The 14,350-nt window shown below is 61.1% G+C and carries 9 protein-coding genes; all 9 read left to right on the forward strand.

The genetic code is table 11. The features are described 5' to 3' along the window. The first annotated feature begins 289 nt into the window (after window positions 1–289). The 9 genes from betI (at window position 290) to yccS (ending at window position 14,324) form a co-directional block, all read left to right on the forward strand. A complete protein-coding gene (gene betI / locus E3W21_RS14540; RefSeq protein WP_129440466.1) occupies window positions 290–883 on the forward strand; it encodes a transcriptional regulator BetI in 594 nt (197 codons plus the stop codon). A gap of 108 nt (window positions 884–991) precedes the next feature. Next, window positions 992–2,464 (forward strand): betaine-aldehyde dehydrogenase, encoded by a 1,473-nt coding sequence (gene betB / locus E3W21_RS14545; RefSeq protein WP_134420584.1) that lies wholly within the window; start codon window positions 992–994, stop codon window positions 2,462–2,464. Window positions 2,465–2,619: 155 nt separating this feature from the next. Further along, complete coding sequence (gene betA, locus E3W21_RS14550) at window positions 2,620–4,323, forward strand: choline dehydrogenase (RefSeq protein WP_134420586.1); 1,704 nt, start codon at window positions 2,620–2,622, stop codon at window positions 4,321–4,323. 286 nt (window positions 4,324–4,609) lie between these two features. Then, entirely contained in the window at window positions 4,610–6,052 is a 1,443-nt protein-coding gene (locus E3W21_RS14555) for a TldD/PmbA family protein (protein ID WP_134420588.1), read from the forward strand. Then, window positions 6,052–7,389, forward strand: coding sequence for a TldD/PmbA family protein (locus E3W21_RS14560; protein WP_134420590.1), 1,338 nt, complete (start codon window positions 6,052–6,054; stop codon window positions 7,387–7,389). Before E3W21_RS14555 ends, E3W21_RS14560 begins: the two co-directional genes overlap by 1 nt. Before the next feature lie 185 nt (window positions 7,390–7,574). Beyond that, a complete protein-coding gene (gene mdtD / locus E3W21_RS14565) occupies window positions 7,575–9,002 on the forward strand; it encodes a multidrug transporter subunit MdtD (RefSeq protein WP_134420592.1) in 1,428 nt (475 codons plus the stop codon). Between the two features lie 182 nt (window positions 9,003–9,184). After that, on the forward strand, window positions 9,185–10,570 hold the full coding sequence (gene dbpA, locus E3W21_RS14570) for an ATP-dependent RNA helicase DbpA (protein ID WP_129440455.1): 1,386 nt from the start codon (window positions 9,185–9,187) through the stop codon (window positions 10,568–10,570). Between the two features lie 153 nt (window positions 10,571–10,723). After that, complete coding sequence (locus tag E3W21_RS14575) at window positions 10,724–11,902, forward strand: NAD(P)/FAD-dependent oxidoreductase (protein ID WP_134420594.1); 1,179 nt, start codon at window positions 10,724–10,726, stop codon at window positions 11,900–11,902. 238 nt (window positions 11,903–12,140) lie between these two features. Next, on the forward strand, window positions 12,141–14,324 hold the full coding sequence (yccS, locus tag E3W21_RS14580; protein WP_134420596.1) for a YccS family putative transporter: 2,184 nt from the start codon (window positions 12,141–12,143) through the stop codon (window positions 14,322–14,324). The last annotated feature ends 26 nt before the right edge of the window (window positions 14,325–14,350 follow it).

Here is a 14,350-nt window from a genome sequence, read left to right on the forward strand (position 1 = left end):
CACAAGGCAACGCGTTACCCGACCAATCGCTTAGTTGGCAGCCGACCAGCGGGTGATATAAAGACACCCCGAAAAAAGCCCGAAGCCCGGGAGCGCCATAGCGCGTGGGTTTCGAGCGTTTTCGGATGTCGTTTTTCCGCCAACTACATGTAGGAAAAACCTGTAGGCAGCGACGAATTGTCGCAGATCTTATTCTTTGTTGATTGAACGTTCAATCAAAACAAAATAGACTGGCCTTCAATCCGATAGACGTTTTACGTCCGCCGGAAGGCCTAAGGAGATGTGCAAGATGCCCAAGGTCGGTATGCAACCCATCCGTCGCCAGCAGTTGATCGAAGCCACATTGCAGGCGGTAGATCAGGTCGGAATGGGGGACGCCAGCATTGCGCTGATCGCCCGTTTGGCCGGTGTCTCGAATGGCATCATCAGTCATTACTTTCAGGACAAGAACGGCCTGATCGCTGCCACGGCGCAGTATCTGATGAGCGTCCTCAGCGAGAACGTCACCGCGCGCCGTCAGGCGCTGGAGGACAGCAGCCCGCGGGCCCACCTCCAGGTGATTATCGAAGGCAACTTCGACGCCAGCCAGGTCAATGGCCCGGCAATGAAAACCTGGCTGGCCTTCTGGGCCACCAGCATGCACCACCCGTCTTTGCACAGGTTGCAGCGGATCAACGATCACCGTCTGTATTCCAACCTGTGCTGCCAGTTCCGCCGTGTATTGCCGCTCGATACCGCGCGCAGTGCAGCCCGGGGCCTGGCAGCCCTCATCGACGGTTTGTGGTTGCGCGGCGCGTTGTCGGGAGATGCTTTCGACACCGAGCAGGCGCACCAGATCGCTTACGAATACATGGATTTCCAACTGGCCAAGCAGGTGAGTTAGAGCACACAGAACCGCTCAGCACCTGAACCGCCACTGACCAGCGTTGCCCAAGCTATAAGGCACGCCCAGTGGTTACCGCCAACCAACTTATGCTCTTGCGAGGACTATATGGCCCGTTTCGAACTGCAAAAACTCTACATCGATGGCGGCTACAGTGACGCCAGCAGCGACGCCACTTTCGAAGCCATCAACCCGGCTAACGGTGAAGTCCTCGCAACCGTACAACGTGCGACCCAGTCAGACGTTGAGCGCGCCGTCGTCAGCGCCGAAAAGGGCCAGAAAATCTGGGCTGCGATGACCGCCATGGAGCGTTCGCGCATCCTGCGTCGTGCCGTCGACATCCTGCGCGAGCGCAACGATGAACTGGCTGCCCTGGAAACACTGGACACCGGTAAGTCGTTCTCCGAAACCAAGTACGTCGACATCGTCACCGGCGCTGACGTGCTGGAGTACTACGCAGGTCTGGTGCCGGCCATCGAAGGCGAGCAGATCCCGCTGCGCACCACTTCGTTCGTCTACACCCGTCGCGAGCCGCTGGGCGTCGTGGCCGGTATCGGCGCGTGGAACTACCCAATCCAGATCGCCCTGTGGAAATCCGCACCAGCCCTGGCGGCCGGTAACGCGATGATCTTCAAGCCAAGCGAAGTCACTTCCCTGACCACGCTGAAACTGGCCGAAATCTACACCGAAGCCGGCGTTCCGGCTGGCGTGTTCAACGTGCTGACCGGCAGCGGCCGTGAAGTCGGTACCTGGCTGACCGAGCACCCACGCATCGAAAAAATCTCCTTCACCGGCGGCACCGACACCGGCAAGAAGGTAATGGCCAGCGCTTCCGCCTCGTCGCTGAAAGACGTGACCATGGAACTGGGCGGCAAATCCCCGCTGATCATCTTCGACGACGCCGACCTCGATCGCGCCGCCGACACCGCCATGATGGCCAACTTCTACAGCTCCGGTCAGGTCTGCACCAACGGCACTCGCGTGTTCGTACCGAGCCACCTGAAAGCCGCGCTCGAAGCAAAGATCGTTGAGCGCGTTGCCCGCATCCGCGTTGGCAACCCGGAAGACGAGAACACCAACTTCGGCCCGCTGGTCAGCTTCGCCCACATGGAAAGCGTGCTGGGTTACATCGCCAAAGGTAAGGAAGAAGGCGCTCGCGTGCTGTGCGGCGGCAGCCGTCTGACCGAAGGCGAATTCGCCAAAGGCGCGTTCGTGGCACCGACCGTGTTCACCGACTGCACCGACGAGATGACCATCGTTCGCGAAGAAATCTTCGGCCCGGTGATGAGCATCCTGACCTACGAAACCGAAGAAGAAGTGATCCGTCGTGCCAACGACACCGACTTCGGCCTGGCCGCTGGCGTCGTCACCAAGGACCTGAACCGCGCTCACCGCGTGATTCATCAACTGGAAGCCGGTATCTGCTGGATCAACGCCTGGGGCGAGTCCGACGCCAAGATGCCGGTTGGCGGTTACAAGCAGTCGGGCGTGGGCCGTGAGAACGGCATCAGCTCGCTGAACAACTTCACACGCATCAAATCGGTACAGGTCGAACTGGGCGATTACGCCTCGGTTTTCTAAGCCCCGGCTGAATACCCGGTAGCAGCTGTCGAGGCACGAGGCTGCGTTGCGTGTCCGCAGGACCGCCCTCAGAGGGTCGCTGCGCGACCCAACGCAGCCTCGTGCCTCGGCAGCTGCTACAGGCGACCTGACCAACTTCAAAGAGGGTGCATTCAATGTCCCAAGAATTCGATTACATCATCATCGGTGCCGGCTCGGCCGGTAACACCCTGGCGACCCGTCTGACTGAAGACGAAGGCGTCACCGTCCTGCTGCTCGAAGCAGGCGGCCCGGACTACCGTTTAGACTTCCGCACGCAAATGCCGGCCGCTTTGGCGTTCCCGCTGCAAGGTCGTCGCTACAACTGGGGCTACGAAACCGATCCAGAACCACACATGGACGGTCGCCGGATGGAATGCGGTCGCGGCAAGGGCCTGGGGGGTTCCTCGCTGATCAACGGCATGTGCTACATCCGCGGCAACGCGATGGACTACGACAACTGGGCCAAACTGCCAGGTCTTGAAGACTGGGACTACCTGAACTGCCTGCCGTATTTCCGCAAGGCTGAAACCCGTGACATCGGCGCGAACGACTATCACGGTGGCGAAGGTCCGGTCAGCGTGACCACGCCAAAAGCCGGCAACAACCCGCTGTTCAACGCGATGGTTGAAGCCGGCGTTCAAGCCGGTTACCCGCGCACCGACGACCTCAACGGTTACCAGCAGGAAGGTTTCGGCCCGATGGACCGCACCGTGACGCCGAACGGCCGTCGCGCCAGCACCGCTCGCGGTTACTTGGACATCGCCAAGAAGCGCTCGACCCTGACCATCGTCACCCACGCCCTGACCGACAAGATTCTGTTCGAAGGCAAGCGTGCGGTCGGCGTGCGTTACTTGATCGGCGCCGCTGAAGAGCGCGTTGAAGCCCGCGCCCGCAAAGAAGTGCTGCTGTGCTCCGGCGCCATCGCTTCGCCGCAGATTCTGCAGCGTTCCGGCGTCGGCCCGGCCGAGTTGCTGAAAAAACTCGACATTCCAGTGGTCCACGACCTGCCGGGCGTAGGTGAAAACCTGCAGGATCACCTCGAGCTGTACCTGCAATACGCCTGCACCCAACCGGTCTCGCTGTACCCGTCGCTGCTCTGGTACAACCAGCCGGCCATCGGAGCCGAGTGGCTGTTCAACGGCACCGGTATCGGCGCCAGCAACCAGTTCGAAGCCGGCGGTTTCATCCGTACCCGTCCAGAATTCGATTGGCCGAACATCCAGTACCACTTCCTGCCGGTCGCAATTAACTACAACGGCAGCAACGGTGTGAAAGAGCATGGCTTCCAGGCGCACATGGGTTCCATGCGCTCGCCGAGCCGTGGTCGGATTCAGGCCAAGTCCAAGGATCCGCGCGAGTACCCGAGCATCCTGTTCAACTACATGGCCACCGAGCAGGACTGGCAGGAATTCCGTGACGGCATCCGCCTGACCCGTGAAATCATGCAACAGCCTGCACTGGACGCGTTCCGTGGCCGCGAAATCAGCCCGGGCATCGACGTGCAAACCGATGAACAGCTCGACCAGTTCATCCGCGAACACGCCGAAACCGCGTTCCACCCGTCCTGCTCGTGCAAGATGGGCACCGACGAAATGGCGGTGGTTGACGCTGAAGGTCGTGTGCACGGCATGCAGAGCCTGCGTGTGGTCGATGCCTCGATCATGCCGATCATCACCACCGGCAACCTGAACGCGCCGACGATCATGATCGCCGAGAAAATCGCCGACAAGATCCGTGGCCGCAAGCCATTGCCGCGTAGCAAGGCCGCCTACTTCGTGGCCGGCGATGCGCCAGTGCGTGGCAAGCCGTTGCGTGATGTGAGTCCTACCGCGCAGTAAGACAGTTACACCGCGGTGCGCCCTTCGCGAGCAAGCCCGCTCCCACAGGAGATCTCCAGTGAACACAAAATTTGTGAACACCCGAGATCAAATGTGTGTGCGGGCTTGCTCGCGAAGAGGCCCGGCCAGACACCACATCTCCCTCTGACCCACCTCGGGTAATCTTTTCCTACACCTCTCCAAGCTTGATCCTACCCCCCACGCAGGCCTAATCTAGCGCCACGCAGACGTTTCACCCCCCTCGCAACATCGATACACCGCCACTCCATACCAAGGAGGTTCCCGAATGTTCGATTTCCACCCCCAGCTCAAGCAGCGCTTCGCTGCCTTGCGCACGGGCGCTGAATTCTTTTCGCTGCGTTATGTGCGCGAGTCCGGTCAGTACCTGTCGGTGCGCAAGAATGTCGCTGAACCTCCCAGCCTGAGCCGTGACGAAGGCGCGATGCTGACCGTTCGGGTCAACGGCGTCGAAGCCTACGCCGCGACCAACGACCTTTCCCAATCCGGCCTGCAAGCCGCGCTGGAGCGAGCCGAGCAACAAGCCCGCCGACTCAAGCCCCACGCTCTGCTCGACCTGCGCGAGCAAGCCGTCTCCAGCGACCGCGCCGACTACTTTTCGCCGAACCTCGACCAGCCCTTCCCGTCCCTGAGCGATTGCTACCAACTGCTCGGTGCCGAATCCGCCGCCGTGCCCAAGGATGAGCGACTGGTGAACTGGGAAGTGAGCATCGGCATCACCAATGTCGAACAGATCTACCTCAACAGCGCCGGCGCCGAACTGCGCCAGGCCCAGCGGTTCGTCTACCCGAGCCTGCAAGTCACCGCCTACGACGGCAACGACAGCCAGACCCGCACCCTGGGCCGCGAAAATTTCGGCCAACAAGGCGGCTTTGACGTGATCAGCCGCTGCGGCCTGGTCGGTGCAGGCCCGACAGTCGCCGATCAGGCGCTGCAATTGCTGCTGGCGCCGAACACCCCGCAAGGCCCGCGCGACCTGCTGTTGATGCCGGACCAAATGATGCTGCAGATCCACGAATCCATCGGTCACCCGTTGGAGCTGGACCGCATCCTCGGTGACGAGCGCAATTACGCCGGTACCAGTTTCGTCAAGGCAGAAGACTTCGGCAGCCTGCAATACGGCTCCAAACTGCTGAACGTGACCTTCGACCCGGACATTCCCGAACAACTCGCCAGTTACGGTCATGACGACGACGGCACCGCCGCGAGCAAACAGTTTCTGATTAAAGAAGGTTTGCTGCTGCGCCCACTGGGCGGCGCGCTGTCGCAATTCCGTGCCGGCATGGAAGGCGTCGCCAACAGCCGCGCTTGCGGCTGGGCCCGTCCGCCAATCGATCGCATGGCCAACCTGAATATCGAGCCCGGCGATCAACCGCTGGAGCAACTGATCGGCAACATCGAACACGGCGTCATGATGTCGACCAATCGCTCGTGGTCCATCGACGATGCGCGCAACAAATTCCAGTTCGGCTGCGAATGGGCTCAGTTGATCGAAAACGGCGAACTCAAAGGCGTGGTCAAGAACCCCAACTACCGGGCGATTTCCGCTCAGTTCTGGAAAAGCCTCAGCGCCGTCGGCGACGCCAGCACCCTCAAGGTCCTGGGCACACCGAACTGCGGCAAGGGCGAACCGAACCAGGTGATCCGCGTCGGCCATGCGTCGCCGGCCTGCGTGTTCAGCAACGTTGATGTGTTTGGGGGGGATGCCTGATGAGCACGTCGAAAAGTCAGGCCGATGCGTTCAAGGCCTTGGTCAATTGGCTGCGCGATGCGATTCGCGAGCCGGAGCAATTCACTCTAAGTTACGCCGCCGAATCCTCGGCCTTCGTGCGCTTCAACCACGCCAAGGTCCGTCAGGCCGGGCAGGTGCAACAGGCGAGCGTCGGTTTCAAACTGATCAACGAGGGGCGCCACGCCGACCTGAACATCACGCTGTCCGGTGATGCTGAAGTCGATACTCAGCGTCTGGCCGAAGGTCTGCAACAGTTGCGCGAAACCTTGCCGCTGCTGCCGCAGGATCCGTACCTGTTGCTCAACCACAACGGCTGGCAGAGCAAGAACGTTCAGGATCACCCGCTGCCGGACACCGAGCAAGTGGTCGCTGAAATCACCCAGGCCGCCGAAGGGCTGGATCTGGTCGGCTTCTACGCCGCCGGCCCGATCAGTCGCGGCTTCGCCAGTTCTTCAGGCGCGTTCGGCTGGCATCAGGCCAACAGCTTCAACTTCGACTTCAGCCTGTTCCATGACAACGGCCAGGCGGTGAAAGCCAGTTACGCCGGGCACGACTGGAACAGCGAAGGGTTTGCCAAGCGCTTTGCGCAAGCACGCGAGCAGTTGGCGTTTCTCGGCAGACCGCAACACACCCTGGCGCCCGGTCAGTACCGCGCCTATCTGGCGCCGGCAGCCCTGGGAGAAATCATGGACATGCTGGGCTGGGGTGGTTTCTCGGCGCAGTCGATTGCCAGCAAAAACAGCCCGCTGCAGAAGCTTTACGCGGGCGACAGTGCGTTCAGCCCGTTGGTGTCCGTTGATGAAAAAGTCAGCGGTTCGTTGAGCCCGGCATTCTCCGGCGAAGGTTATCCGCGCAGCGATCTTGGGTTGATCGTCAACGGCAAAGCCCGCGCGCAGATGGTCAGTTCACGCAGTGCGGCCGAGTACGGCCTGACCGCCAACGGCGCCAGCGGCGGTGAAATGCCGAGCGCAGTGAACATGGCGGCCGGTACGTTGCCTGAGGCTGAAATCCTCAAGCAACTGGGCACTGGCTTGTACATCAGCAACCTGTGGTACCTGAACTACTCCGATCAGCCGGCGGCACGCCTGACCGGCATGACGCGGTTTGCGACCTTCTGGGTCGAGAACGGCGAGATTCAGGCGCCGGTGAGCACCATGCGGTTCGATGACAGTGCTTACAGTTTGTTGGGTTCGCAGCTGGAGGCTTTGACCGAGGAGCGTGAGCTGATGTTGTCGGCCAGCACCTACAGCCAGCGGGCCACGGCCTCGGCGTTGTTGCCGGGGGCGCTCGTGAGCCGATTGACCCTGACCCTGTAAGCACAATCCCACGGTACACAGAAGGCCCTGTGGGAGCGGGCTTGCTCGCGAAAGCGATGGATCCGTCAACATTGATGTTGGATGTGATGACCTCTTCGCGAGCAAGTCGGATCGCCGCACCGCCGCTCCCACATGGACCGTGAGACACAGTGATTTTGCATTAACTTCAACCCACAAGAGGTCCCATGCCCAACCGCCCGCCTCTCGACGCTGTCACCGCCCGCTGGGTGCCGTGGGTCGTCGCCATCGCGTTCTTCATGCAATCCCTCGACGGGACCATCCTCAACACCGCCCTGCCCGCCATGGCCCGCGACTTGGCCGAAGACCCGCTGCGCATGCAGGGCGTGATCATCGCCTACATGCTCACCGTCGCCTTGCTGATCCCTGCCTCAGGCTGGATCGCCGACCGTTTCGGCACCAAGAAAATCTTCTTCGGCGCGATCCTGCTGTTCAGCCTCGGCTCGTTGCTCTGCGCACTGTCGAGCACCCTGAGCATGTTGATTGGCGCACGGGTGATTCAGGGCCTGGGCGGCGCGCTGATGTTGCCGGTCGGGCGGTTGGTGGTGCTGCGTGCCTACCCGCGCTCGGATCTGGTGCGGATCATGGGCTTCATCACCATTCCCGGCCTGCTCGGCCCGTTGATCGGCCCGACCATGGGCGGCTGGATGGTGGAATACCTGACCTGGCACTGGATCTTCCTGATCAACCTGCCGGTCGGCGCTGTCGGTTGCTACGCCGTGTGGAAATTCATCCCCGACCTGCGCGGCACTGAACGCACCCGCTTCGATAGCCTGGGCTTTTTGCTGTTTGGTGCGGCGATGGTGCTGATCACCATCGCCATGGAAGGCCTCGGCGAACTGCACCTGCCGCACTTGCGCGTGATGTTGCTGCTGTTCGGCGGCATGGCGTGTCTGGCGGCGTATTGGTTGCGGGCCGGGCACATCGAAAACCCGTTGTTCGCGCCGTCACTGTTCAAGACCCGGACGTTTGCCGTGGGCATCCTCGGCAACCTGTTCGCCCGACTGGGCAGCGGCGCCCTGCCGTTTCTCGTGCCATTGCTGCTGCAAGTGGCGCTGGGTTACTCACCGTCCCAGGCCGGGATGAGCATGTTGCCGCTGGCGGCGGCAGCGATGGTCGCCAAGTCGGTGGCGCGGCCGCTGATCGAACGCTTGGGCTATCGCATCGTGCTGACCGGCAACACGTTGGCGCTGGGGTTGATGCTGGCGAGCATGGGGCTGGTCGGCGAACAAACGCCGTACTGGCTGCTGTTGGTGATGCTATCGATTCTGGGGGCGATCAACTCGCTGCAGTTCACCGCAATGAACACCGTAACCCTGATCGACCTCGACGATGCCAGCGCCAGCAGCGGCAATAGCTTGTTGTCGGTGGTCGCGCAATTGTCCCTGAGCCTCGGGGTTGCCTGCGCCGGCGCCTTGCTCGGCGGCTTTACCGCAGAGATCGGCAACGACGGTGTGGACACGGTGCTGGGCGCGTTCCAGCTGACCTTTGTAACGGTCGGAATCATGGCGATGCTGGCTGCGACGATCTTCTCCCAGCTTTCACCAAAGGATGGCCGACGGATGGTCAGCCGCGAGCACGATATAGAGCACTGATCTGTAGCAGCTGCCGAGGCACGAGGCTGCGTTGCGTGTCCGCAGGACCGCCCTCGGGGGCCGCTTCGCAGCCCGACGCAGCCTCGTGCCTCGGCAGCTGCTACGACTATTCGTCCAGAATTTGCAGGTGAAGAGAGCGAGACTGGTACACTGCGCGACATTTTGTTTTGCAGGCCAGTCCCGTGACCACCATCGCCACCGCTTTTAATACTTTGCCGCTGTCCGCCGCCATGCTGGCTAACCTCGACTCCCTCGGTTATGCCCAGATGACGCCGATCCAGGCGCAAAGCTTGCCGGTGATCCTCAAGGGGATGGACCTGATCGCCCAGGCCAAGACCGGCAGCGGCAAGACCGCCGCCTTCGGTATCGGCCTGCTGAACCCGATCAATCCGCGCTTCTTCGGTTGCCAGGCGCTGGTCATCTGCCCGACTCGCGAGCTGGCGGATCAGGTTGCCAAGGAACTCCGTCGTCTGGCCCGCGCCGAAGACAACATCAAGATCCTGACCCTGTGCGGCGGCGTGTCCTTCGGCCCACAGATCGGCTCTCTGGAGCACGGCGCGCACATCATCGTCGGCACCCCGGGCCGCCTTCAGCAGCATTTGCGCAAAGGTTCGCTGGTGCTCCATGGCCTGAACACGCTGATCCTCGACGAAGCCGACCGCATGCTCGACATGGGTTTCTACGACTCCATCGAAGAAATCATCGCCCAGTGCCCGGAGCGTCGCCAGACCCTGCTGTTCTCCGCCACGTACCCGACGGGCATCAAGCAGTTGGCCGCGAAGTTCATGCGCAACCCTCAGATCGTGAAGGCCGAGGCGTTCCACGACGACACGCAGATCGAGCAGCGTTTCTACGAGATTTCCCCGGAAGAGCGCATGGACGCCGTGGTCAAAGTCCTCGCGCATCATCGTCCGGCATCCTGTGTCGCCTTCTGCTTCACCAAGCAGCAGGTTCAGGAAACCGTCGATCACCTGACCTCCAAAGGCATCTCCGCCGTCGGCCTGCATGGCGATCTGGAACAGCGTGACCGTGACCAGGTGCTGGCCATGTTCGCCAACCGCAGCACCTCGGTGCTGGTCGCCACTGACGTCGCCGCTCGCGGTCTGGACATCGATGCGCTGGACATGGTGATCAACGTCGAACTGGCCCGGGATTCGGAAATCCACATCCACCGTGTTGGCCGTACCGGTCGTGCTGGTGAGAAAGGGATTGCGATCAGCCTGGTCGCACCGTCCGAAGCCCACCGCGCCCAAGCCATCGAGCAACTGCAGAACTCGCCGTTGAGCTGGGATCAGCTGGACAACCTCAAATCCCAGGGCGGCGCTCCGCTGCTGCCGGTGATGAGTACGCTGGTCATCGGCGCTGGCCGTAAAGACAAGGTTCGTCCGGGCGACATTCTTGGCGCATTGACCGGTGATGCTGGCATTCCCGGCGCTCAGGTTGGCAAGATCGCGATTTTCGACTTCCAGGCCTATGTGGCTGTGGAGCGCGGGATCGCCAAGCAAGCCTTGCAGCGTCTGAACGACGGCAAGATCAAAGGCCGTTCGCTGCGCGTGCGGATTTTGTAAGGATTCTTCGACCCAACGAAGATCCCCTGTGGGAGCGGGCTTGCTCGCGAATGCAATCTGTCAGTCGCCATTGATGTTGGCTGACACACCGCTTTCGCGAGCAAGCCCGCTCCCACAGTTAGTTTTGTGGTGACAGATCAAGAGGACACCGTTTTGCGCTCTACCGAAGTCGTGATCATTGGCGCTGGCGCCGCAGGTTTGATGTGTGCGCTGACTGCCGCCGGGCGCGGGCGCAAGGTGATGTTGCTCGACCATGCCAACAAGGCCGGCAAGAAAATCCTGATGTCGGGCGGTGGCCGCTGTAATTTCACCAACATGTACACCGAACCGAGCAATTTCCTCTCGCAGAACGAACACTTCTGCAAATCCGCCCTGGCCCGCTACACCCAGTGGGATTTCATCGGCATGGTCGCCAAACACGGCGTGCCGTACCACGAGAAAAAACTCGGCCAGCTGTTCTGCGATAACAAATCCAGCGACATCCTCGACATGCTGCTCAACGAGTGCGATCAGGTCGGCGTCAGCCTGCACCTGGACACCTCGATCCAGCACATCGAGAAAATGGAAAGCGGCTACCTGTTGCAAACCACCCTCGATCAGATCACCTGCGAATCGTTAGTGATCGCCACTGGCGGCTTGTCGATCCCGACGCTGGGTGCCACCGGTTTCGGCTATCAGGTGGCCAAGCAGTTCGGCCACGACTTGCTGCCGACCCGCGCAGGGCTGGTGCCGTTCACCATCACCGATCAGCTCAAGGAGCTTTGCACCGAACTGTCCGGTACGTCGGTGGATTGCCTGGTGAGCTGCAATGAGCAGAGTTTCCGCGAGAACATCCTGTTCACCCACCGCGGCCTCAGCGGTCCGGCGATTTTGCAGATTTCATCGTTCTGGGAATCCGGCGACACGGTAGAAATCAACCTGCTGCCGGACCACGACGTACCGAGCTGGCTGCAACAGCAGCAAGCCGAACGCCCGAACAGCGAGCTGAAAACCCTGCTGGGGGAAATCTTCACCAAGAAGATGGCCAACCTGCTGGCGGATAACTGGTTCGCCTCCAAACCGATGAAGCAGTACACCTATGCAGAAATTGCCGACATCGCGGAAAAACTGGCGAGTTGGAAAGTGGTTCCGGCCGGCACTGAAGGTTATCGCACCGCTGAAGTGACCCTGGGCGGCGTCGATACCAACGAGGTGTCGTCCAAGACCATGGAATCGCTGAAAAGCCCTGGCTTGTATTTCATCGGCGAAGTGCTCGACGTCACCGGGCATCTGGGCGGTTTCAACTTCCAGTGGGCGTGGGCCTCGGGTTACGCCGCCGCGCAATACGTCTAATCCCCCAAACGCAATCCCTGTAGGAGCTGCCGAGTGAAACGAGGCTGCGATCTTTTGATCTTGTTTTTCCAGGATCAAGATCAAAAGATCGCAGCCTGCGGCAGCTCCTACAGGGATTGCGTTGCAGTGTAAGAACAGGGAAGGAACAGATTTTGCTGTCAGATGTGATCGGCGCCATTGCGTCAGCGTCATTACTGGCTCAATTTAGCGTCATTGCCTCGGAAGGCCCTCGCACTTCATGTCATCGACCCCGTTTAGTCAGTCTCTGCGTCGCCTTTGGGCGCTGGATAAATTCAGCTACAGCGTGCGAGTGTTCATCGCCCTGACCGGCAGCATGGCGCTGTGTTGGTACAAAGATGAAATGGGGCTGCTGATCCCGCTGTTCCTCGGGATCATCGCCAGCGCCCTGGCCGAGACCGACGACAGTTGGCAAGGCCGCCTTAACGCACTGGCCGTGACGCTGGTGTGCTTCAGCGTCGCCGCCCTCTCCGTCGAACTGCTCTTCCCCTACCCCGTCGTTTTTGTCATCGCCCTGGCCCTGGCCAGTTTCGGCCTGACCATGCTCGGCGCCTTGGGTGAACGCTATGGCGCGATTGCCTCCGCGACGTTGATTCTGTCGGTCTATACCATGATCGGCGTGGACCAGCGCGGCGGTGCAGTCACCGATTTCTGGCACGAGCCGGTGCTGCTGGTGGCCGGTGCAGCCTGGTACGGTTTGCTCTCGGTGCTGTGGCAGGCGATGTTTTCCAATCAGCCGGTGCAGCAAAGCCTGGCGCGGTTGTTCCGTGAGTTGGGTTACTACCTGAAGCTGAAGTCCTTGCTGTTCGAGCCGATCCGGCAGATGGACGTGGAAGCGCGTCGACTGGAACTGGCGCAGCAAAACGGCCGTGTCGTGGCAGCACTGAACGCCGCCAAAGAAATCATCCTGCACCGGGTCGGCAACGGTCGACCGGGCTCGAAACTCAGCCGTTACCTGAAGCTGTACTTCCTCGCTCAGGACATCCACGAGCGCGCCAGTTCCTCGCACTACCCTTACAACGCCTTGGCCGATGCCTTCTTTCACAGCGACGTGATGTTCCGCTGCCAGCGCCTGCTGCGCCAGCAAGGCAAGGCCTGCCGGGCGCTGGCCGAGTCGATCCAGATGCGCCAGCCGTTCATCTATGACGCCAGCTTCGCCGAAGCCCTGAGCGACCTGCACGCCTCTCTCGAACATTTGCGCGTTCAGAGCAACCCGGCGTGGCGCGGACTGTTGCGGTCGTTGCGGGCACTGGCGGCCAACCTCGGCACGCTCGATCGTTTGCTCAGCGACGCCAGCAATCCCGACGCCTTGGCCGATGCCACCGACAGCAGCCTGCTCGACCGTTCGCCGCGTAGCCTCAAAGATGTGTGGATTCGGTTACGCACGCAGCTGACACCGACTTCATTGCTGTTCCGTCACGCACTGCGTTTGCCCCTGGCCTTGAGCATCGGCTACGGGATGGTGCATTTGATCCACCCGTCTCAGGGTTACTGGATCATCCTCACCACGCTGTTTGTCTGCCAGCCAAACTACGGCGCCACCCGCCGCAAACTCGGCCAACGAATCATCGGCACCGCCATCGGCCTCACCCTGGCCTGGGCGTTGTTCGATCTGTTTCCGAATCCCTTGGTCCAGTCGTGCTTCGCGATCGCCGCCGGGGTGGTGTTCTTTATCAACCGCACCACCCGCTACACCTTGGCGACGGCCGCGATCACCTTGATGGTGCTGTTCTGCTTCAACCAGGTCGGGGATGGTTACGGGCTGTTCTTGCCGCGGTTGTTCGATACCTTGCTCGGCAGCCTGATCGCCGGGTTGGCGGTGTTCCTGTTCCTGCCGGACTGGCAGGGCCGACGCCTGAACAAAGTGCTGGCCAACACCCTGACCTGCAACAGCATTTACCTGCGCCAGATCATGCAGCAATACGCCGTCGGCAAAAGCGACGACCTGGCGTATCGCCTGGCCCGACGCAATGCGCACAACGCCGACGCGGCACTGTCGACGACGCTCGCCAACATGCTGATGGAGCCGGGGCATTTCCGTAAGGAGGCGGATGTCGGTTTTCGCTTCCTGGTGCTGTCGCACACCTTGCTCAGTTATTTGTCCGGACTGGGCGCACACCGGGAAACCCAGCTACCGCCCGACGTGCGCGAGCATTTGATCGACGGTGCCGGCGTGAGACTGGCCGCCAGCATCGATGAAATTGCCCAAGGGTTGGCGAGCAAACTGCCGATTGCGATTCAGAGCGATGAGGAAGAGGCACTGGCCAATACGCTTGAACAGATGCCGGACGAAATCGATGAAGGCCAACGGCTGGTGCAGACGCAGTTGGCGTTGATCTGCCGTCAGCTTGGGCCATTGCGGACGTTGGCGGCGCACCTCATCAAGGAAACGAGTGAGGATTGAGATCTGCGGTGGCTGAGCGGGCATCA

Origin of the sequence: Pseudomonas sp. F01002 (assembly GCF_004402115.1) — a bacterium.
Taxonomy (GTDB): Bacteria; Pseudomonadota; Gammaproteobacteria; order Pseudomonadales; family Pseudomonadaceae; genus Aquipseudomonas; species Aquipseudomonas frigoris.